The sequence below is a fragment of the Variovorax glacialis genome, assembly GCF_051216375.1.
In the GTDB taxonomy this organism is placed as follows: domain Bacteria; phylum Pseudomonadota; class Gammaproteobacteria; order Burkholderiales; family Burkholderiaceae_C; genus Variovorax.
This window is the reverse complement of sequence record NZ_JBPJZT010000003.1, coordinates 586,933-607,966: the sequence shown is the minus strand read 5'-3', so window position 1 is coordinate 607,966 and position 21,034 is coordinate 586,933. Positions and strand designations below refer to the sequence as shown.

Annotated in this window: 15 protein-coding genes and 1 riboswitch; of the genes, 4 read left to right on the top strand and 11 right to left on the bottom strand. The window is 66.5% G+C overall.

The window, feature by feature from the left end; translation table 11 throughout:
• Positions 1 to 4 precede the first annotated feature (4 nt).
• Complete coding sequence (locus ACSFBL_RS11520) at positions 5 to 1,078, bottom strand: putative urea ABC transporter substrate-binding protein (RefSeq protein ID WP_435515888.1); 1,074 nt, start codon at positions 1,076 to 1,078, stop codon at positions 5 to 7.
• Between the two features lie 65 nt (positions 1,079 to 1,143).
• Positions 1,144 to 1,245, bottom strand: a riboswitch (guanidine-I (ykkC/yxkD leader).
• Positions 1,246 to 1,557: 312 nt separating this feature from the next.
• Here ACSFBL_RS11520 and ACSFBL_RS11515 point away from each other — a divergent pair.
• Both ACSFBL_RS11515 and ACSFBL_RS11510 read left to right on the top strand, forming a co-directional pair.
• Positions 1,558 to 2,598: an isopenicillin N synthase family dioxygenase gene (locus ACSFBL_RS11515; protein ID WP_435515887.1), complete on the top strand. Its 1,041-nt coding sequence runs from the start codon at positions 1,558 to 1,560 to the stop codon at positions 2,596 to 2,598.
• A complete protein-coding gene (locus ACSFBL_RS11510) occupies positions 2,595 to 3,536 on the top strand; it encodes a hypothetical protein (protein ID WP_435515886.1) in 942 nt (313 codons plus the stop codon). Before ACSFBL_RS11515 ends, ACSFBL_RS11510 begins: the two co-directional genes overlap by 4 nt.
• Before the next feature lie 132 nt (positions 3,537 to 3,668).
• Here ACSFBL_RS11510 and ACSFBL_RS11505 read toward each other — a convergent pair whose 3' ends face one another.
• The 4 genes from ACSFBL_RS11505 to ACSFBL_RS11490 form a co-directional block, all read right to left on the bottom strand.
• Positions 3,669 to 4,898, bottom strand: coding sequence for a pyridoxal-phosphate-dependent aminotransferase family protein (locus ACSFBL_RS11505; RefSeq protein ID WP_435515885.1), 1,230 nt, complete (start codon positions 4,896 to 4,898; stop codon positions 3,669 to 3,671).
• Positions 4,899 to 4,918: 20 nt separating this feature from the next.
• A complete protein-coding gene (locus ACSFBL_RS11500) occupies positions 4,919 to 5,323 on the bottom strand; it encodes a nuclear transport factor 2 family protein (protein WP_435515884.1) in 405 nt (134 codons plus the stop codon).
• A gap of 47 nt (positions 5,324 to 5,370) precedes the next feature.
• Positions 5,371 to 6,669, bottom strand: coding sequence for a flavin-dependent oxidoreductase (locus ACSFBL_RS11495; protein ID WP_435515883.1), 1,299 nt, complete (start codon positions 6,667 to 6,669; stop codon positions 5,371 to 5,373).
• Between the two features lie 291 nt (positions 6,670 to 6,960).
• Positions 6,961 to 7,350: a hypothetical protein gene (locus tag ACSFBL_RS11490; RefSeq protein ID WP_435515882.1), complete on the bottom strand. Its 390-nt coding sequence runs from the start codon at positions 7,348 to 7,350 to the stop codon at positions 6,961 to 6,963.
• A 39-nt stretch (positions 7,351 to 7,389) separates the two neighbouring features.
• Between ACSFBL_RS11490 and ACSFBL_RS11485 the strand changes: the two genes are divergently transcribed.
• Positions 7,390 to 9,348 carry a vWA domain-containing protein gene (locus tag ACSFBL_RS11485; RefSeq protein ID WP_435515881.1) on the top strand — a complete coding sequence of 653 codons (1,959 nt, stop codon included), beginning with the start codon at positions 7,390 to 7,392 and terminating at the stop codon, positions 9,346 to 9,348.
• A 132-nt stretch (positions 9,349 to 9,480) separates the two neighbouring features.
• The gene (gene panE / locus ACSFBL_RS11480) at positions 9,481 to 10,413 is read left to right on the top strand and encodes a 2-dehydropantoate 2-reductase (protein ID WP_435515880.1); all 933 of its coding nucleotides are present in this window, start codon (positions 9,481 to 9,483) and stop codon (positions 10,411 to 10,413) included.
• Positions 10,414 to 10,747: 334 nt separating this feature from the next.
• Here panE and pbpC read toward each other — a convergent pair whose 3' ends face one another.
• From pbpC to ACSFBL_RS11450, 6 genes are all read right to left on the bottom strand, one after another.
• Positions 10,748 to 12,892: a penicillin-binding protein 1C gene (gene pbpC, locus ACSFBL_RS11475; RefSeq protein ID WP_435515879.1), complete on the bottom strand. Its 2,145-nt coding sequence runs from the start codon at positions 12,890 to 12,892 to the stop codon at positions 10,748 to 10,750.
• A gap of 104 nt (positions 12,893 to 12,996) precedes the next feature.
• Positions 12,997 to 13,905 (bottom strand): polysaccharide deacetylase family protein, encoded by a 909-nt coding sequence (locus tag ACSFBL_RS11470; protein ID WP_435515878.1) that lies wholly within the window; start codon positions 13,903 to 13,905, stop codon positions 12,997 to 12,999.
• Between the two features lie 116 nt (positions 13,906 to 14,021).
• A complete protein-coding gene (locus ACSFBL_RS11465) occupies positions 14,022 to 14,288 on the bottom strand; it encodes a hypothetical protein (RefSeq protein ID WP_435515877.1) in 267 nt (88 codons plus the stop codon).
• Between the two features lie 27 nt (positions 14,289 to 14,315).
• Positions 14,316 to 14,726 carry a PaaI family thioesterase gene (locus tag ACSFBL_RS11460; protein WP_435515876.1) on the bottom strand — a complete coding sequence of 137 codons (411 nt, stop codon included), beginning with the start codon at positions 14,724 to 14,726 and terminating at the stop codon, positions 14,316 to 14,318.
• Between the two features lie 25 nt (positions 14,727 to 14,751).
• The gene (locus ACSFBL_RS11455) at positions 14,752 to 15,030 is read right to left on the bottom strand and encodes a DUF2277 domain-containing protein (RefSeq protein ID WP_435515875.1); all 279 of its coding nucleotides are present in this window, start codon (positions 15,028 to 15,030) and stop codon (positions 14,752 to 14,754) included.
• 33 nt (positions 15,031 to 15,063) lie between these two features.
• The gene (locus tag ACSFBL_RS11450) at positions 15,064 to 21,000 is read right to left on the bottom strand and encodes an alpha-2-macroglobulin family protein (RefSeq protein ID WP_435515874.1); all 5,937 of its coding nucleotides are present in this window, start codon (positions 20,998 to 21,000) and stop codon (positions 15,064 to 15,066) included.
• Positions 21,001 to 21,034: the final 34 nt, after the last annotated feature.

Genomic DNA, 21,034 nt, shown 5'->3' with positions numbered 1-21,034 from the left:
CGGTCTAGAGCTTGCCTTCGGCGGCCATGCGGACGTAGGTTTGGTCGAAGCGCAGCTTGACGTTGTTGCGGTTGCCAAAGACCGCGCCGCCGTCGAAGGCCATGCCGATCGCTTCGGCGCTCTTCACGCCTTGCCCCAGGATGCCGTGCTCGAAGGAGAACTTCGCCACGCGGCCCATGATCTTCGGCATCTCCGGGCTGGTCGCGAACTCCAGGGCCGCCTTGGGCGTGTAGAAGAGCGCGGTGGTCGACAGCTGCGCCTTGAACCCGGCGAGGTCGGTGCCCGAGGCCTTGGCCATGGCCGTGAGGGATTTCGTGGCGCGCTCGTCCTTGGCGGACATGACCGACATCATCTCGAACCAGGCGCCGGTGAGCGCCTTCCCGAAGGCTGGGTTCTCGTTGAGCGTCTTCGTGTTGACGACCATCATGTCCATCAACTCGCCGGGCAGCTGGTGCGAGGTGTAGACCAGCGTCGCATCCTGGCCTTCGGCGAGCGAGGCGAGCATGGGGTTCCAGGTCGCCGCGTTCTTGACCGATGGCGTCGCGAAGGCGGCGACGATGTCCGCATCGCTGGTGTTGACGACCTTGATGTCGCGCTCGCTCATGCCGACCGATTCGAGGGCGCGCGCGAGGAAGTAGTGGGAGACCGAGAACTCGACCAGGTTCACGCTCTGCCCCTTGAGGTCGGCCAGCTTCCTGTTCTTGCCCTTGATCACGATGCCGTCGTTGCCGTCGGAGTAGTCGGCCACGATGATCGCGGTCGAATCGACGCCGCCTGCCGCCGGGATGGTCAACGCATCCATGTTGGCCATGGCGCAACCGTCGAACTTGCCGGCGGTGTACTGATTGATGGATTCGACGTAGTCGTTGAGCTGCACGACGCTGATGTTCACGCCGTACTTCTTGCCCCACCTCGCGAGGATGCCCTGCGACTGGGCCTCGGCCCACGGCATGAAGCCGGCGTAGATGGACGAGCACACCTTGAAATCGGTGCGGGGCGCTGCGTGTGCGGAATGGATGCCGGCGATGCCTGCCAGGCAGAGGGCGGCACAGCCCAGGAGTCGGGAGATCTTTGACACGGGACGATCCTCAAGTAGGGTGGAACAAGAAAGCCAGGGAGCGGCGCGGTCCTTCGATCGCGTCCATCTCCCGGGCTTTTGTCCCGCCGTGTAACCCCTACCGAGGTCGACAGCTCTCGGACCAGCATTCGCTTGTTGAGCGAACCGGAACCCTAGCCGTCCATTGCAAATTGTGCGTGCCAACCGGTTTGTCGCCGGCTCCCGCAACAGCTTGAGCAGGACTCGTGCCAAGCCTTGTCGCCTCATTTCGAGGCGCGGCGTTCCGGTTAACGAGACATGTGCGCACCTTCTCCCTCGATTGGTGCTTCGCATCCGCGCGGGCCCCGCGATTGGTGCGAACCGCACGGGCCCGGAAACTGCTTTTGACATCGCACTCTCGCACTCCGCGAGCCAGGACGACTTGGGCCCCGCATGGCATGCGAATGCATGCAGGGTAGACAGACTGGACGGCCAGGCACTTTCATTCAAAGGAGTTCAAGGTGCCAGGTGCCCAAGCCAAACACACGGCCTTCCAGGTCTTGCCCGTGGTCGATATTTCCGCGCTCTATTCCGCCGACCTTCGAGAGCGCCAGGAAGCGGCCGAACGACTCGGTCAGGCCGCACGCGATGCGGGGTTCTTCTATCTCACTGGCCATCGCGTCAGCGCGTCGCGCATCGCGGCATTGATCGCCCGGGCGAAGTCCTACTTCGCGCAACCGATCGACGAGAAGATGCGCCACTACATCGGCGATTCGTCGAACCACAGCGGCTATGTGCCCGAAGGCGAGGAGCGCTTCAGCGAGAACGTCGTCGACCGCAAGGAGGCCTACGACGTCGGGTTCGACTTCCAGCCTGCGCAAGGACGCAAGCCCTTGCTCGGCCCGAACCGTTGGCCGGACATGCCCGGGTTCAGGGAAGACGTCAGCGCCTATTACGAAGAGGTGTTGGCGCTGAGCAAGGTCCTGTTCCGCGGCTTCGCGCTGGCGCTCGGCGTCGAGGAAGACCGGCTGGTGCGCAACGTGAACCAGCCACCGAGCCAGCTGCGGTTGATTCACTATCCCTTCGACGCGCAGCCTCGGGGGGAAGGGCAGGGGATCGGCTCGCACACCGACTACGAGTGCTTCACCATCCTGCTGCCGACGGCGCCGGGCCTGGAGGTCATCAACGGCGCCGGCGAATGGATCCCGGTACCGGTCGTGCCGGGCGCCTTCGTGATCAACATCGGCGACATGCTCGAAGTGCTGTCGAACGGTGCCTTCGTGGCGACACGCCATCGTGTTCGCAAGGTGCCGGAGGAGCGTTATTCGTTCCCGCTCTTCTGTGCGTGCGACTATGACACCGTCATCGAACCGATCGTGCCCCGGCCTGCGGAAGAGGGGCCGAGCCCCTACGCCCCGCTGGTGTGCGGCGAGCACATCCATGCGCAGACGCAGCAGACCTTCACCTACCTGAAGCAGCGGATCGCACGCGGCGAGATGAAGCTGCCCGACGGCGCCCGGAAGGTCGACAGCTTCGGCCGGAAGGCAGAGGCGGTGCAATGATGCAACTCCGCGAACTCATCGAGATGCACCTTCGGCGCCCGTCGCAACATGTGCCGGAATGGATGATGGGGCTCTACCGGCGCCACTGCATCGCCTTCGCCGACGGAACGAGCGACACCGAGACGCAGGTGTTCTGGCTGCAGAGCCGCAACTTCTCCATCGACCTGCGGATTCCGCGCGACGACGAGCTGCCGGCGTCTGCAAAGCCGTGGGCCGAATACTCTGCGGCCGAACTGCAGGTGCTGGCCAACTGCGAGGGTTGGGTGGCGCAGTCCATATGGGATGGCGAGCAGCTGGTGTGGCGTGAACCGACCGCGCTGCAACTGCACGATCGATGGCCCGAGCCCGCACCATTGCGCAGGGTCGGCAATTGCATGGTGGAGTTAGCGCCCAGCGGTGCCTACGTCGAGGACTGGCGCTTGCAGCCGTCGGCGCCGGGTCCGCTGGTCGGGCTGCGTCTGATCGAGGAGCGCGAAGTCGGCAGCGGGCGGCTGCTCCACCGTGGCGGTGGCCTGATCGTGAGCGGAGACCATGCAGGTCTCGTGCTTGGCCGTCCGGAAGAACCGTCTCCGGGCGAGTCGCTGGTTCAGCAGGTTCTGGCGGAGGTCGGGAACGGGCAGGCGCTGAGCCGATTGATGGACTTCGAGACCTCGATGGCGCAAGGCTCGGTGCAGGACGGCTTCCGCGTCACGCACTCGACATGCCCCGGCCGCGTGGGCGAGGAGATCTTCGCGCTCGATGGCTTCAGTCTCGATGCCGACGGGACGGTGCGCCAAGTCGTCGTGCGAGAGGGTCTGGCCTCGGAGCGGTGCTTCGCGGTCGATGTCATCGAGCCCGCGTTCTCGTGGCCTCAAGTCACGCTGCAGACGGCCTCGGGGCAGGCCTGGCGCGCCCGTGAATTCGCAACCCTCGATCGCTACACGCGCTCACTGATCTGAAGGCATACCCCATGTATCGCATGACCCGCACGACGCCTGTGACCACCCAGGATGTGTTTCCCTGCTGCGGCCGGACCGGTCTCGCCTTGCTGCTGCTTGACCTGTTCCGCGCCGCGCGACAGAGGCGGGCCGCTAGACGCTGAGCGTCTGGCGAGGTCTCTCTCCGCGCTCCGAGAGCATGCGCTCCAGCGTGGCCATGCCCGCCGGCACGTTGAGAGAGGCTCCGTTCGCCTCCAGGCTCAGCCCGAACGCATGGAGCGTCCTGAAGAGGTTGTGCTCCCTGCATTGCTCTCCCATCTGTCCGATGCGCAGGATGTTCAAGCCGAAGGAGCCGGATATCTCGACCTTGTGCGTGCGGGACATGTAGGTTCTCGCCCGATCGGCATCCACGTTGTCGGGCAGGTTGATCCCGATGACCGAGTTGAGCCGTGAGGGTTTGTCGACGAGGAGCGAGAGGCCCATAGCTTCAATGCCCGCCTGGAGCGCTTCCGAGCACACCGTGTGCCGGAGGAAGCGGGTCGGCAATGTCTCCTCGCACACCAGTCGAAGCGCCTCGTGGATGGCCAGGATGCCGGAAACCGGGGCGGTGTAGTGGTACGAGTTCTGGTTCCAGAACTTGTCCGCGAGCCTCGCATCGAGGCACCAGTGCGGCATGCTGCCGTCGCGGCGCTCGATCCGCTCCCAGGCTGCCTGCGAGAAGGCGAGCAGGGACACGCCGGGGATGGACGACAAGCCTTTCTGTCCGCCGGTGATGACGGCGTCGATCTGCCAGTCGTCCATGTGCAGCGGCATCGTGCTGAGCGTGCACACCGCGTCGACGATGACGAGGCAACCATGGGCCTTTGCCACCGCGGCGATCGCCTGGAGATCCCTGTTATGGACCGTGTTGGAAGTTTCGCCCTGCACCAGGGTCAGCACGTCGTACTTCTGCGCCCTGAGTCGTTCGTCGACGAGATCGGGGCTCGCGCTCCGGTTGCCCGGGATTTCGAGGACATCCACCAGCCCGCCGACCCGGCGCGCCATCTCGGCCATGCGCTGGCTGAAGTAGCCGTTCGCGATGCTGAGCACCCGGTCGCCGGGCGCGACCAGGTTGGTGATGGCCATCTCCATCGCCGCGGACCCCGGCCCGGCGACGCCGAGCACATGCGACGAAGACGTCTGGAAGACATACCTGCCCATGTCCTTGACCTGGCCAATGACCTTGCCCATCGTGTCGCCCAGGTGGTTGATGACGATGGAGTTGGCATAGGCGACCCGGTGCGGAATCGGGACGGGGCCCGCGCCCATCATGAGGAGGGGCTCGTCCGGCAGGATGCTTTCAAGCGGAACGATGCGCGGCGGCGAGAGATGTGTGAGGGTCATGCGTCGAAGTATCTCAAGCCCTACTGGTTCGCCTGCAGCATCGCGGCCATCTTCTGGTGGATCAGGTTGACCGCCTTGAGGGGGCGAAGCATCACCTTGAATTCGCTGATCCTGCCTTCGTCGTTCCACTTGATCATGTCGACGCCGTTGACCTTGACGCCTTCGATCTCGACCTCGAACTCCAGCACCGCATCGCGATCGCCGGTGAGTTCGCGGACATAGCGGAACGACGGGTTGAAGAAGACCTGGAATGCGGCGCCAAGGTAGGCCTTCGTGACGGCCTTGCCGACCTGGGGCGTGTGAACCACGGGTGACAGGAAGACCGCGCCGTCCGCAAGCAGCGCATCGAGTCCACGCGCATCGTGTTCCTTGACGAGCTGGTGCCAGCGGGCGATCGGGCTTTCGGGAGAGGCGGAGGTGGTCATGGAATCCTCGTGGGGAGAGCAAGCGTTGGTGATTGTGGACCCGGGTCCTACGCGTTGCGTATGCGCGCGCCCGGTGCGATGGTCGGAGGCGCCGCGTTCAGCGTCTCGATGGCGAACCCGGCGGCTGCCTTGTAGCGCGCCATGAAGGCCTCGCGTTCGGCGGCGGGGATGACCTGGTCGATGTCGTCGAACATGCCGCCGCAACGCTCGTCGACCAGCCCCAGGATGCCGAACGGTCCGGCGCCGCGGTTGCGCAGCACCAGGGCCGAGATGTCGGCGCATAGCTTGTCGTTGTAGGCGTGGAGCGCGGCGCGGCCGACGCCGTGTTCCAGCATGGCCGCGCCCAGCACCCGCGCGTCGACGATGGCCTGGCTCGCGCCGTTGGAGCCGACCGGATACATCACGTGCGCCGCATCGCCGAGCAGCGCGACGCCGCCGTCCACCCAGTTCGGCACGGGGTCGCGGTCGATCATCGGGTACTCGAAGATTTCGCTGGCACCGCGCAGCATCGCGGGCACGTCGAGCCAGCCGTGGTCCCAGCCCTCGAAGTGGTGAATGAAGTCGTCGAGTCGGACGCGGCGGTTCCAGTCGCCCTGGGTCCAGCCGTTGGCGTTGTCGACGGTGATCTCGGCGATCCAGTTGATCGTGGCCAGGCCGGTCGCCGGGTCGGGCGGCGAGATGGGGTAGAGCACGACCCGGTGCCGCAGCGACCCCACGCCGACGAAGGAGGCGCCGGTGCGAACGGGGACGCCCGGGGTGGTGCCGCGCCACATGATGGCGCCGCCCCACTGGATCGGCGGCTGTTCCGGGTACATCTGCGCGCGCACGGCCGAATGGAGGCCGTCCGCGGCCACCAGCAGCCGGCCCTCGACTTCCGTCCGGCGGCCGTCGCGCGTCTCGACGAATGCGGTGACGTCATCGGCCTCGTTGCGGTAGCCGGTGATGCGGTGGCCGAGCCGGATTGCATCGGGGCCGAGGCGTTCGAGCGCCGCCCTGTACAGCAGCATCTGCAACTGGCCGCGATGCACCGAGTACTGCGGCCAGCGATAGCCCGCGCGCAGGCCGCGCGGCTCGGCATAGATGTCGTTGCCATTGCGGCCGACGAGGGCCCACTCGCGCGCCTGGATGCCGATGGTGCCGAGGACCGCGTCGTCGAAGCCGAGGTCGTACAGCTCGCGCACGGCGTTGGGCTGCAGGTTGATGCCGACGCCCAGTGGCTGCAGGGCGGGCACCGCCTCGAAGACGACGCAGGGCACGCCGATCTGGTGCAGCGTGAGTGCGAGGGAGATGCCCCCGATGCCGCCTCCGGCGATGAGTACGGGGCGAGTGTCCAAAGAGTCAGCCATGGCTCGGATTGTCATGGAAGCTGAAGCGCCCCGGCTCCCGCCCGCAGCGTCGACAGATCAGAAAGGTCAGCCGACCTGAAGGAATGCTCCATCTTCATTCAACGACTCTTCCCGTTTCACAAATTCATCAGAGTCCATAAAGTCGTTGGACGCTTTTTTTCGATTGCGTCCTACGACAAGTTGTTATTTGTTTTGCCTGGCCTGTAGGTCTATTTGGGTAATTCGAGTACGCCTATTTGTTAATCCCCTGAATGTTGAGGTGTAATTTTGGCTCAAAAGAAGACGGTCGTTCTAATAGGCAAACGCGGCGATGGCAACGGTGGCAGCGCGAACGATGCGGTGGCCCTGGGGGGCGCGCAGCCGTCCAGGATCAAGGCCCAGCCGGATGTCAAATACTTGCTCAAGAGCGATGCCCCGAGTGACGTTGCCCCTGCCAATGCCACCCTCAAGCGCGTCGGTGACGACCTGCATATCACGCCCGAGGGCGAATATGCACCTGCCCTCGTATTGGAAGGCTATTTCGCTTTGACTCAGCCGCCGAGTATTTATGGTGTGGGCGCGGATGGCCAGCTTTATGCCTACGGTCGCTCCAATGGCGGCACCATCTTTTCGCTGGCCGATGGTGAATCGTCGGCGATTGCCCTGACCGGAAATCCGGTCCCGGCGGACGATGACGATCAATTTGCATTCTGGCCTCTGATGCTCGCCGGTGGCTTTGCGGTGGCTGGTTTTTCGGCCACGGAAAGCGGCGGCGGCTGGAAGAATTTCGCGCCCTCCGAGCCGAAGGATGTGCCTCCGCCTGAAAAATCGTGGGTCAGCGATGGCATCAAGGGCACCATCGACGACGTGGGTGCAGTCACGGGCTTGCTCGCTCCAGGCGGTTTCACCGACGACAAGCGTCCCGAATTCAACGGCGTCGGCGAGCCCGGCTCCACGATCGTGATCGAAGACAACGGCCGGCCCCTTGGCCCGGCCAAGGTGGATGAGGACGGCAAGTGGTCGTTCATCCCGCCCTCGGATCTGGATGAGGGCCACCATTCATTGGTGGTCAAGGTGGTCGACATCGCCGGCAATGTCGGTGCAATCTCCGATCCGGCGTCGCTGACCCGCGAGTCCATGCTCTCGCTGCAGGCGAACGACACCGTGGTCCACGAGGCGGCGCTGAATGGTGGAACGGGCAAGGACTGGCTCGCCGTCGACGGAAGCAACACCAGCGACCGGAGCGCCAGCGGCAGCTTCAACCTGGGCGCGACGGTGACCGGCATCACGATCACGCTCGGCGGCCAGCCTACCGGCCTAATCCTGGCTGACCTGGCGTCCGGCAAGGCCGTCACGGTCGGCGGCGACACGTTGACCATCATCAACCTGGGCAACGGCCAGTACGGCTACACCTACACGCTGGGTGCACCGAAGAGCCACGACACCAGCGGCGGCAAGGTAGGCGAGATCGTGAACAACGACTTCAGGATCACGGCGACCGATGGCAGTGGCAAGTCTGTCTCGGCCAGCGGCGAGATCAAGGTCGTCAATGACGAGGTGACGGCATCGCCCGGGGACTTCATCATCGAGATGCCGAACGTTGCGGATGGCGTGGTGATCACGCTGATACTTGATCACTCGGGCAGCATGCTGGCCAAGGATGGCGGTACCACGTCGCGTTGGGATCTGGCCAAGGAGGCCACGCTGAACCTGCTCGACAAGTACGCAGAGAGCTATCCGGATTCGACGTCGTTCGAGATCAACCTCGTGGTGTTCGACGGCTTGTCCGGAGGTGCCAACTACACCTCGATCGCGGCCGCAAAGGCGGCTATCAATGCTGTGCCTGATCCCACCAACGGCGGCACCAACTACAAAGCCGCACTGGGAGATGCCGAGAGCCTCATCCAGGCCTCGATGAGCAAGCACGCGGACCACGACCAGAAGGTGTACTTCATCACCGACGGCGTGCCGTCACCCGGGTATGAGCAACCTGCCGGTTGGTCGACTTTCGTGACTGCCAACAAGGACCTCCTGGATGTCTATGCCGTCGGTCTCGGCCCGGCGGTGAACACGCCGGAAGCCACCGAAGAAATCATGAAGGTTCTTGGCGCAGGCGATCCGACCGATCGGTTCATTCCCGTCGTGCATGCGGAGGAACTCTCCGATGCCCTGATGGAAACGCTTCCCACCGTCGACGGCCACCTCCTGGACGCGACGGTGAACGGCGGACCCGCGGTCGTGGCGCTCGGCGCCGACGGAGGCTTCACGATCTCCCAGGTGACGGTCGGAGGCGTCGACTACACCTTCGGAACCGAAGGCACCGTCACCATCCAGGTCGCGAGCGGGCTGACCATGACGTTCGACGAGCAGGGCAACTACAAGATCATCACCTCGTTGGCTTCGCCGAACCTGAAGGTGCCGATGATCTTCACGTTGACCGACGCGGACGGGGATACCTCTGTCGTCACGGAGCAATTCCACTTCGGCGGTCCGTCGCTTCCCCTGTCAGTCACTGCGGACGCGATCGGATTCGACACGCTGGTGATGGATGCCAGGGACATGCACATCGACCTGTCGGCGCTGGAACCGCAGAGCATCGGGAAGTTCGACCTCCCCACCGGCGGCAACAACGTCTACACCAACCTGGCGGGCACGGCCGGGCTGCTGGTCGAGAGCAATTTCCACGTTGTCATCCTGTAAGCGTCCCGACGGACGTGGCGGCCGGCTCGGCCGCCACGCCCCGCGTGACCCGTTGTGCGGAGTCGCATGCCGGCAAGCTTTCTCACAACGGCGCAGAATGCGCCGTCGTATTGCAGAGAGAGAGAACTTCACATGCGATTCCTGGTAGTGGGCGCGGGCGCCCTGGGTGGCTATTTCGGCGGGCGTCTGCTGGCCGCAGGCGAGGACGTGACTTTTCTGCTGCGGCCCCGTCGCGCGGCGCAACTCGCGAAGACCGGCCTGGTGATCAAGAGCCCGCAGGGGGACTTGACGCTTCCGTCGCCACCCTCGGTGCAGGCCGACGCGATCGGGGGCCCCTTCGACGTGGTGATCGTCGGCTGCAAGGCCTATGACCTGGCCGAGACGATGAAGTCGTTCGCATCCGCCGTCGGCCCGGGCACGGTGATCCTTCCCCTGCTCAACGGCATGCGTCACCTCGACGACCTCGCGCAGCGCTTCGGCCGCGAACGCGTGCTGGGTGGCCTGTGCATGATCTCGGCGGTGCTGGACGGCGACGGCACGGTCCTCCATCTCAGTGACGTGCATGGCCTGACCTATGGCGAACTCGACGGCGCGCGTTCGCCGCGCTTGTGGGCGCTGGAGGCTGCATTCGCCAAGGCCCGCTTCGATGCCGTCGCGTCCGACAAGATCCTTCAGGACATGTGGGAGAAATGGGTGCTCATCGCATCGGCCGCCAGCATGACCTGCCTCATGCGCACCAATGTCGGCGACATCGTGGCGAGCGGGGCTGCCGATCTTGCGAACGCCATGGTGGACGAATGCGTCGCCATCGCAAGCCACAATGGATTCGCGCCGCGTCCCATTGCCATCGAGCGAGCCCGCGCGGTGCTGACGACGCCCGGGTCGATGATGACTGCCTCGATGTTCAAGGATATCGAGCGCGGCGCGCCCATCGAGGCCGATCACATCGTGGGGGACCTGCTGCGGCGCAGTGCGGACAGCAAGGCGCTGTCGCTGCTTCGCGTGGCGTTCGCGCACCTCAAGGCCTACGAGGCGCGGCGGGCGAGGGAAGCGCTGCCAACCTGATGCGACAGATCATCCGCAGTGTCCGCTGATCCTTACTTCAGCCTGCAATAGGGCCAGCCTTCGACGTTGGCCCAGATGCTCGCGCGAATCCACGCGACCACGAGTTGCGGGTCTTGCGCTTGCGGCACGGTCGTCATTCGGATCAACATCTTGGGCCTCCATCAGTTGGCTGTTCGGCTTATTCCATGATGTAGTTGTACGTGTGGCTGTCGGCGTCGCCCAGCAGTTCACGCCGCACGACGTCGTGGGCTGCGGCGCGGCTTTCACGTCCGCCATTCGCAGATGCAAGGGCGTCGGTGCCCGCTGACAGGCGTCGGACGAAAACGCGTACAAGTCAGGGCTTCGCGCCCGCAACCACGCCGGCGCCGCGAACCTCCAGCCTGAGTTCGTCGACCACGTGGCCCTGCGCATCGACCAACTCGATCCGATGCCGGCCGGGCCAGGGCAGCCACTGGGCGCTGTTGCCGCGCGCGAATGGCTTGCCGTCGATTCGCCACTGCAGCCCGCGGCCTTCGGCCTCGAAGCGCACGCGCTGGCGGTTCGGCGGGATGTCGGGGTCGAGCGCGATGATGGTGCCGTTGGACGGCGCGGTGATGCGCGGCGCCGATTCCGTGGCGGGCGCATCTGGCGAGAGCGCGAACATCGCCTGCTCGGTGCCGGCGATGAACCACTCGCTGCGCGCGGCTTCGAGTTCGTCGCCGAAGCGCACGTGCGCCTGCACGATGCCGGATGGCGGCGCCGGTGCGCGGCTGGCCTCGTTGCGGTGAAGGAAGCCCATGACCTCGGCCCAGATCGGGGCAGCCCCACTCGTGCCGCTCACGTCCCACATCGGTGCGCCGCTCGCGTTGCCGACCCATACGCCGACGGTGTAGCGCTGCGACCATCCGACGGCCCAGTTGTCGCGCATGTCCTTGCTGGTGCCGGTCTTCACCGCGGTCCAGAAGCGGGTGCCGAGCACGCTGTCGAGGCCGAAGGTGCGGGCGCGCGCGTTGGTGTCGCTGAGGATGTCGCCGACGATGAAGGCAGCCCGCGGATCGATGGCGGGGACGTCGCGGCGCAGCGGGCGCTGCGCCACCATGAACCGCGTTTCGCCGAATCGCCCACCATTCGCCAACGTCCGGTAGCCATTGGTCAATGCCAGCAGCGAGACCTCCGCACTGCCGAGCGCCAGGCTGTAGCCGTAGTAGTCGCCGCTTTGGGCAAGGGCCATGCCGGCAGAGCGCAACTGCCGCGCGAAGGCATCGGGCGACACCATCACCAGCGTGCGCACGGCCGGCACGTTGAGCGAGGCGGCCAGGGCCGTACGCGTCGACACGTACCCCTTGAACTGGCGGTCGTAGTTCTGCGGGATGTACAGGCCGCTCGCGGTGTTGATCTGGGCCGATGAATCGTCGAGCAGCGAAGCGGCCGTCAGCCGCCGCTCGGCGATGGCCTCCGCGTAAAGGAAAGGCTTGAGCGTGGAGCCTGGCTGGCGCTGCGCGAGCACGCCGTCGACCTCGGCGGCGCGGCTCAGGCCGCCGGAGGACCCGACCCAGGCGAGCACCTCGCCGCTCGCGTTGTCGAGCACGACGAGCGCACCGTCTTCCACGTTGCGGCCGCGGAGTTCGCGCAGGTGACGCTGCAGCGTGTCGAGCGCAAAGCGCTGGAGCGGCGTGCGCAATGTCGTGCGAACGCTTGCCGCGTCGGGGCCGGCTTCCTTCAGTGCGCGCCGCGCGAGATGAGGCGCGATGCCTTCGCTCGCGTCGAAGTCGCGGCGCTGCAAGGCCGCGCTCGCAAACATGTCGAGCGCCTCGCAATCCGGCTTGCTCTCCGGCTCCATCGCGCGCATCAGCTCGCACGTTCGCTGCGCGATGAGCGCCGGCCTGGCGTTGGGCGCACGGACCAGCGCCGCGGCCAGTGCGGCTTCGCGCGCGTCCAGTCCGTGTGGCGCCTTGCCGAAGAGGGTGCGCGAGAGCGCATCGATGCCGACGATCTCGCCGCGGAAGGGCACGGTGTTCAGGTACGCCTCGAGGATCTCGTCCTTGCGCCAGTTGCGCTCCAGCCGCTGCGCAGCGACGGTCTGGCCGAGCTTCTGCGTGACACTGCGGCCGCTGCCGCCGCGCCGCAGGTCGTCGTCGAGCAGGCCCGCGAGTTGCATCGTGATGGTGGAAGCGCCGCGCGTGCGGGTGTTCCAGAGGTTGCCCCAGGCGGCGGCGGAGACGGCGCGCCAGTCCACGCCGCTGTGCTCGTAGAAGCGCTTGTCCTCGCTCAGCACCATCGCAGTGCGCAGGGCCGGGGAGATGTCCGCCAGCGCGATCCACTGGCCGCGGCGCACGGCGGTGTCGGTGCGCACGCGCTGCAGCAGTGCGCCGTCGCGGTCGAGCACCAGGGTGTCGGAAGGGCGGAAGTCACTGCGGACTTCGCTGAAGGTCGGCAGCGCCCACGCGGGCGCCGCGAACGCGGCGGCCACCACGATGGCGAGCAGGCGACGGTTCTGCACGGCGATGCTCCCGCGCGTGGATCAGGCCATGCCCGGCACGGGGAGACGGGCGTTTCTGGAGCGGGGCATGGGGAGTGAAGTCGGATCGCGGAGCGGCGGAACCGCTAGCTTGCCACAGGCGCGGCCACATGCCGGCAGATCGCGCCCGGCGTGGAAAACCAGATCTCTCCGCGGTCGCGCAGGCGGGCAAGGTGCTCAAGCGCGCGGCGCAGATGCCGCAGGCGGTAGGGCTGGCCGACGATGTACGGATGCAGCGCCACGCCCATCACCAGCGGCTGGCGGCGGGACTGCTCGAGCATCTCGTCGGCGTTGTCGATGATCATTTGCGCGAAGTCCTTCGCATCCATCTGCCGCGCGATGATCATCGGAATGTCGTTGAGCTCCTGCGGATAGGGCACCGCCCACAGCGTGCGGCCGCTGCGCGTGCGCATCGGCACCGGCTGGTCGTCATGGCACCAGTTGAGGGTGTAGCTGTAGCCGGCCTCGGCCAGCAGGTCGGGCGTGCGGCGGCTTTCCGAGATCCAGGGCGAGAGCCAGCCCGAGGGCGCCATGCCGCTTTCCTCCAGCATGCGTGCGCGGCATCGGATGAGCAACGCGCCTTCGTTCTTCTCGTCCATGTCGGCCTGGCGTTCCGAGTTGCTGTGGCCGTGGCCGACAAGTTCGTCGCCGCGTGCGACGCAGGCCGCGACGAGCTCGGGGCAGTGGTCGTACAGCGCAGTGTTCAGCAGCGTGGCCGAAGGCAGGCCGAGGCTGTCGAAGAGTTCGAGCATGCGCCACGCGCCCACCCGGTTGCCGTACTCACGCCACGAGTGATTCAGAACGTCGGGATGCGGCGCCGCTGGGCCGATGCATGCACCCATGCCTTCGCCGAAGGCGAAGTGCTCGAGGTTGAGGCCGATGTACACGGCCAGGCGCGCGCCGTTCGGCCATGCATGGTCCGCGCGGCGCGTGATGGGCATGTAGTCGAAACGCTCATGCGTGGGCAGGGCGCCGAGGTAGCGGGCTTCGGGCATGCGGGAGGTCTCCAGTTTGGGGCGCGTCCCGTTGGTCAGCAAGATACATGCCGATGGTCAACCATCCGTGTCGCATGCAGTGTGCATCGGTCCTGCCCACCGGCCGAGCGCCTACTTCACAGCACTTTCCATTTGACGAAAACGGCGACCGCGAGCGGCACGAGAAAGATCAGCAGGAAGATCGGCAACTCCTCGAAGAACGAATAGCCCGCCTTGGCCACGCCGATCCACATGTTGGCCGCCGCCACGACGAACCACAGCACGGCAAAGGCGATCGTCGCCGAGCGCATTGAATCCGCCAGCCCGTTGGACATGAGCTTGGCCACGCCGACGCAGGCGCCAAACAGCACGAAGCCGCCGAGGATGAAGACAAGCGTGCGCATGGGGATCCTCCCGCGGTCGCGGCGAAATCAGGCGTCGAGCAAAAGCTGCGTCTGCGTCACGACCGCGCACAGCTTGCCCTCGGCCGACCGGATCGTGGTCTGCCACACCATCGTGGTTCGTCCGCGGTGCAGCGCCACGCATTCGCCGGTGACTGTCGTGTCCACGCGGGCGCCGCCGATGAACTTGGTGCTGGAGTCGGTGGTCGTCGTGCGCTTGCCCTGCGGCATGTTGATGACCGTGCCGACGGCACCCAGGGTGTCGGCGAAGGCCATGAATGCACCGCCGTGCAGGATGCCGCCAGTGGTGCAGAGGTCCGGACGCACCTTGAGCTCGGCGACGACGCGCTCCGGTTCGAGCGTGACGAGGCGCACGCCCATCAGGCCGGGGAAGACGGGGTCGAGGATCTGCTGGATTTGCTCGATGGTCATGGTCGGCATGGATGCTTCCTTCAGGAACTGCGGTTCAGTGCTGGGCGTTGCCGAACCGGGCTGCCGTCCTGGCACGCGCCCTGGCGGCCTCGATGTCGCGATCTCGTGGGTCCGCGGTGGTCACCAGTGATTCGATCAGCACACGGGCAGACGCTGTCACGTCCTCGACCGCGCGATCAAAGGCCGCTTCGTTGGCCTTGGACGGATGGTTGAACCCGCTCAGCTTGCGGACAAACTGCAGCGCCGCGGCCCGCATTTCTTCCTCCGTCGCCGGAGGATCGAAGTTGAACAGGGTCTTGATACTTCTACACATCTTGCCTCCAGGATGGGTGCGGTGATCAACGTGTTATTTCGCGGCTTCGACCTTCATTCTGGCATTCGGTGACTCTCCGAACATCTCGGGGGCGTACAGGGCCTCCACCCGGCTGGGTGGCAAGGCGAAGTCGCCGACGTTGTTCAGGCGCACGGTGTATTCCATCTTCACCACGCCCTTGGGCAGGTACTCGTAGTAGCTGCGGAAGGCCTCGAAGCTGCGTTCCTCGAAGGCGGGCCAGCCCGCACCCGAGCGCTTCTCGCCCTGCGTCGCGATCTGCGAGTCGCGGCCGAGGCCGCCGCCGAGGATCGTCGCGCCGCCGGGGATCGGGTCGGTGATGGCGACCCAGGTCATGTCGGCGCTCGCGTTCACTTCCAGGCTCACGCGCAGGATGTCCCCGCGCGTGTAGACGCCCTTCACCGCCTGTTCGACGGGCGTGATGATCTTGGTGATCGCATAGCCCGCCGCGAACGGTGCCTTGAGTTGCACCGCCGCGACCGACTGCAGCGTGAGCCAGGGCTTGCCGGAGCCGCTTTGCGTGACGAGGAGGGTGTCGTGCGCCGCGGGCGCCTCCGGCCACGGGATGAACATCGTGTTGTTGCGCAGGTTGCCCGGCGATGCCGGTGCGCCGAAGGCGCTCGCCTGATTGGGTGCGCCGGAGGCATCGCCGGCCTTGATCCTTTCGACCTTGCTCCAGTCGACCTGCGCCGTGGCCGCGCCCAGGTTTGCGGCGGTGATGCCGGTGACCGGCGCGCTCTCGAAGCGCTTCGAGAACTTCTCGAGCGCCAGCCCGCCCCACAGGTTGGCGGTGGTGGTTTGCCATGCGCCCTTCTGCTGGCGTCCGATGAAGCCGCTGGCGAGCCTGCCTATATCGTCCTTCCACGCGGGATCGTTCATGACGGCCAGCAGCAGGCGCGCGGTGTTCACGTCGCCGTTGGTCATCAGCCACCACCAGTGGTCGTCCTGCTCGGTGCTGAACACCACCTTGGTGCCCTGGTAGCTCAGCCGCGACTTCAGCACGTTGTTGGCCTCGTCGATGCGTTGCTGGCGCTGCGGCACATCCTGCACGCGGCGGAGGATGTTCAGCCAGTCGATTACCGCGCTGGTCGGCCACTGGTTGGGCGCGATGGTGATGCTGCCCGTCATGCGGCCCTGCGCCTTGCCGTAGCGCGACAACGCCTCCAGCGCCGCGAGCTTGCGCACATCGAGGTCCTTGCGCGGGCTCCAGAACTCGCGCTGGATGCGGCCCTCGACGAAGGCGGCCAGCCCCTGCGCCATCGGTGCGACGGCCGATTCGGGCAGCGCGAAGGCGGGATCGAGCGCGGCCGCTTCGTGCGTCGCGGCGAGCACATAGGATGTCAGGATGTCGCTGCCCCGGTTGGACTCGCCATCGCGCGGCGGGAAGTAGCTCGCCAGGCCGTCGCTGTCGAGATAGCTCGGCAACTGCGCGAGCACCGCCTGCCAGACCTTGCCGTCGCGCAGGCCGATGGACTTGCTGGCCTTCTGCTCCAGGCAGATGTAGGGGTAGGCCGCGAACCAGTCGCGCACGCCGGTGAGGCCTTCGGCCAGCCTGGGCTGCAAGGACAGCCGCAGGCCGCCGCGGCCGGGCAGGGCATCGGCGGGTGGTCCGACGTCGAGCGTGAAGGGCCCGTCGAGCTGCACCAGCGTCGCCTGCTGCACCGTGAGCGGCACGGCGGGCACGATGCGCTGTCGCACCTTCAGGGCGTCACGTGCGCCGGACAGCGTGTCCTTCGCCTCGATCTCCCACAGGATGGCTTCGGCGCGCGTTTGCGCGAGTTGTGCCGGCGCGGTCACGGTCCAGGCCAGTTCGCGGGCCTCGCCGGGCGGAATCTCGACCGTCTGCGGCTCCAGCGTGAGCAGCGTGGCGCGCGGCGTCGCTTCGACTTTCATGGCCTGCGGGGTCGTGTTGCGCAGCGTGATCTGCGCGCGGAACTGGTCGTCCTCGCGCACCAGGGGCGGGAGGCCGCTGATGATCTGCAGGTCCTGCGTGGACTGGATGGATGTCTGGCCGGTGCCGAACAACCCGGTGCCCGCGTCGGCCACGGCGACGATCCGGAAGGTGGTAAGCGCATCGTTGAGCGTCACGGTCACGGTGGCCTGGCCGTTGGCATCGAGCACCACGGCGGGCTTCCACAGCAACAGGGTGTCGAGCAGCTCGCGGGTGGGGCTCTTGCCGCCGCCGCCGCCCGCCGGCACGGCCTTGCGGCCGTAGTGCCGGCGGCCGACGATTTCCATCTGCGCGGTCGAGGTGCTGACGCCCCAGCTCCGCCGTTGCAGCATGGCGTCGAGCAGGTCCCAGCTGTCGTTGGGCATCAGCTCCAGCAGGGCCTGATCGACCGCCGCGACCGCCACTTCGGCGCCGGCAGCGGGCTTGCCATCGGGCAGGCGGCCGGTGATGGTGACCTGCGCCTGGCCGCGCACCTGGTAGCTGGCCTTGTCGCTCGCCACCTTCACTTCGATGCGGTGCGACTGCGCGCCGACGCGGATCTCGGCCAGCCCGAGGCGATAGGCCGGCTTGCTCAGGTCGACCAGCGCAGTCGGCGCGACGTACTCCTTGCCCTCGTACCAGAAGGCGGTCCACCATTCGCGCGGCGCCTTGAAGCCCCAGGTGAAGAAGCTGTACCACGGCACCTCGCGAAGCCGTCCGCGCAAGGCGAGCACGCTCACGTAGACGTTCGGTCCCCAGTCGGGCTTGACGACGAGACTCACGGTCGGGTCCTGCCCGTTGAGCTGCACCACATGCGACTCGATCACGCCCTCGCGCTCCACCGACACCAGCGCGGTCGCGAAGCGGAAGGGGCTGCGCACCTGGAACTTAGCGACCTCGCCGGGCTGGTAGCTCTTCTTCTCCGGCAGCACGTCGATGCGGTCGTGGTCCTCGCCGCCGAACCACAGCTCGCCCTGGCGCGTGACGTAGACCGAACTCGACGCACGGCTGTCGCGGCCGTCCCTGTCGGTGGCGCTCGCGATGAGCTCGACCTGCCCCGGTTCCTTCAGCTCGACCTCGCACAGCAGCAGGCCGCGCACGTCGCTCTTGCCGGTGCAGATGGTGCCGATCTCCTTCACGTCGGTCTTGTTGTCGTAGGTGTAGAAGCCGCCCACCATGCGCTTGCGGCTGGTGGTGGTGATGCGGGCGATGGCGCGCACGTTGAGCGTCACGCCTTCCTGCGGCTTGCCGGCCAGGTCGAGCGCCAGCGCCTGGAAGCGGAGCTTCTGGCTGGTGGAGACCCAGCCCTCGGTCTTGATGCCGGCGATCACGGCGGCGGGCCACAGCGTGTGGGTGCTGCGCAGGGTCTGCACTTCGCCGTTGGGATCGGCATACGTCGCTTCGAGCAGCAGTTCGCGCGGCGTGGACCTCGTCGGCGGGATCTTGTCGATGGTGAGTCGGCCCGCGCCGTTCTTGTCGAGCGTGAGCGGCAGCTTGTCGGCGATGACCTTGGCATCGTCCGGGCTGGACGATTCGCCCGTGTCGGATGCACCCTCCTTGCCGGGCGGCGAGAAGCTGAAGGCATCGAAGTCGACGAACGCCGGTTGCTTGCCGCGCACCATCGCCGACACATGTACCGGCAGTTGGGCCGCGCCGCCGCCGGACACGTAGTTGATCTGTACGTCGACCGGCAACGAAGTCACTGCCACCAGGGGCCGCTTGTCGCTCGGCGCGATGCGGCCTTCGAGCACCGGCAGGCGGAACTCCTCGACGCGGAACTGGCCGGTGCTGTAGCTGCGCGCTTCGCCTTCCTTGCCGCTGCGCAACTCGACCTGATAGACGCCGAGCTTCGCGGCCGGCGGAATCGGGAATGTGTTCTCGCCGCTGCGCCCGCCGGTCGCGGTCTTGCGCCATTGGACGGGTTGCGTGAACTGCTGGCCGCTCCCCACATGGGTCACGACCAGTGTGTCCGGGGACGTGTCGGGCAGCCCGAAGCCCTTGCTGGTCTGCGTGCGGATCAGGTGCTTCATCGACACCGTTTCGCCGGCGCGGAACAGCGTGCGGTCGAAGATGGTGTGAGCGACCCGGTCGGGTTGCGGGTCCATGCTGGTCGGCACGTTGAAGCGCCAGGGCTCGATCCCGCGCTGCCAGTCGCTCCAGGTGAAGGCCAGGTCGTCGACGCCCGCTTCGTCCTTCGCGCGGGCGCTGACGAACCACACATCGGCGCTGTCCTCATCGTCGCTGTTGCAGCTCGGCGCATTCGGCGAAAGGCCCGGGAACTGCACGATGCCGCGAGAGTCGGTCGTGCCGCTGGCCACTTCCTTGCCGTCGCAGCCGGAGACGCGCACCGCGGCATTCGGCACCACCTTGCCCTTGTCCAGCGTCGTGACCCAGGCCACCGAGTTCTCGCGGCCGAGCTTGAAGTGCACCGCGAGATTGGTCGCGAGCGCAGTGGTTCGCACGTACATCGTGCGGCCGCTGCCGTAGCGCTCGTCGAGCAGTGCGTCGCCGAGTTTCTGCGATGCGATCTCGAGCACGTGGAAGCCCGGCGTCAGCGGAATGCCGATCACCTCGAAGGGACGCGGGTCGGTGCCGTCGGACTTGGGCATGTCGAGCGTCTTCACGCCGCCCTGGCCATTGAGCAGCGACACCATGCGCGTCTGGATGTTGTCGGCCTCTTCCTTGTCGATCACTTTCGGCAGCGCGCCCTTCACGTCCCGTGCGGCCTGCTTGCGCGTGATCGTGTAGTTGCTGTCGTAGCGACGCACCTTGCGGAACCACGCGATGATCTCCGCGTCGGTCCGCGGGTTCATGTCGCTCACCCGGCCCGGCGTGAGCGCCTGGACCTGCAGCGCGGGCTCGACCCTTCGCACGGTGACCGGCATCATCGCCGTTCCGTCCGGCTCCGCCAGCCGTTCGAGGACGCCGAAAGGCGACGCGGCGAATTTCGCGAGCGGCGGCATCGCCCCGGTGGCGGCTTTCATCGGAAAGCTGTCCGGCGATGCCAGCGCGCGGCCGGATGCATCCTCGAATTTCGGCGGCAACTCGATCGTGAACTGCGCCTGTTCCGCAAACGGCGGCGGAAAGGTCACGGACTCCACGATCGCATCCGCGTCGTTGGCGACGTTCTCGTCGAACCGGGGCTTGACGGTCTTTCCGCTGCCCTTGAGCGTGACCTCGCCGGCGAGCCTGCGCGCGACCGGCGCGTTGAACTGCAACACCATCGGCCGCAGCGGCAGGCACGCCGCCTGCGCGTTCTCGCGCTCGCAGGTGAACGAGACGGCGAAGGGCTCGCGCACCTCGAATTTCAGGCGTCGCTCGACGTTGTTGATGACCCCCGAAGGCGTCGCCACGCCCTTGCCATAGACCAGTTGCATGCGGCTGCCGGGCGTCAGCGTGCGATTGCATTGCAGGGTGACGAAACGCAGGGGCTCCTTCTCGGCGTCCTTGTCGCGACCGAGCGCCTTGAGCAGGGCGGTGCGCTGTTCGCCCTCGACACGCCGGACCGGAATCCGCTCGCCGATGTCGCCGGCCGCGCACCAGACGTTCTCCTGCACGCTTTCGGGCGTCGCCGCGCCGTTGAGTTCGAGCATGAACAACTGCTGCTCGTCGATCTTTCCGTAGCTCGGCTGCCAGTTGCGAATGAAGGGGCCACCGCTGTTGAACTGGTAGCGCTCGGGCCCCGTGAGGGTCGAACCCGCGGGCGACCTGAAGCCCGCGACACGTGTGGCCGTGCAGCGCACGCCGGGTGGCAGGTCGTTCTCGAAGTCGAACACCCATTGCTTCTCGCCGGTCCAGCGGCCCGTGCCTTTCGCGGCCTGCGCGTCGGTGCAACTCAGGGCGATCGGGGCAGGCGCCTTGGGGTCGCCGAAGTTGGCGGCCGGCTGGTCGAACTTGGCGACGACCTGGCGGATGCGCGCCACCTCTCCCTGCGGCGTCAGGCTGGTGATCTGCAGGGCATGGCTTTGCCCGACCAGGAACGCGGTGGCGGCCAGCAGAAGACTCGTGATGGTTCGACTCAAGCGGTATCCCTCCTCTGGGGAGCGTAGCCGATTT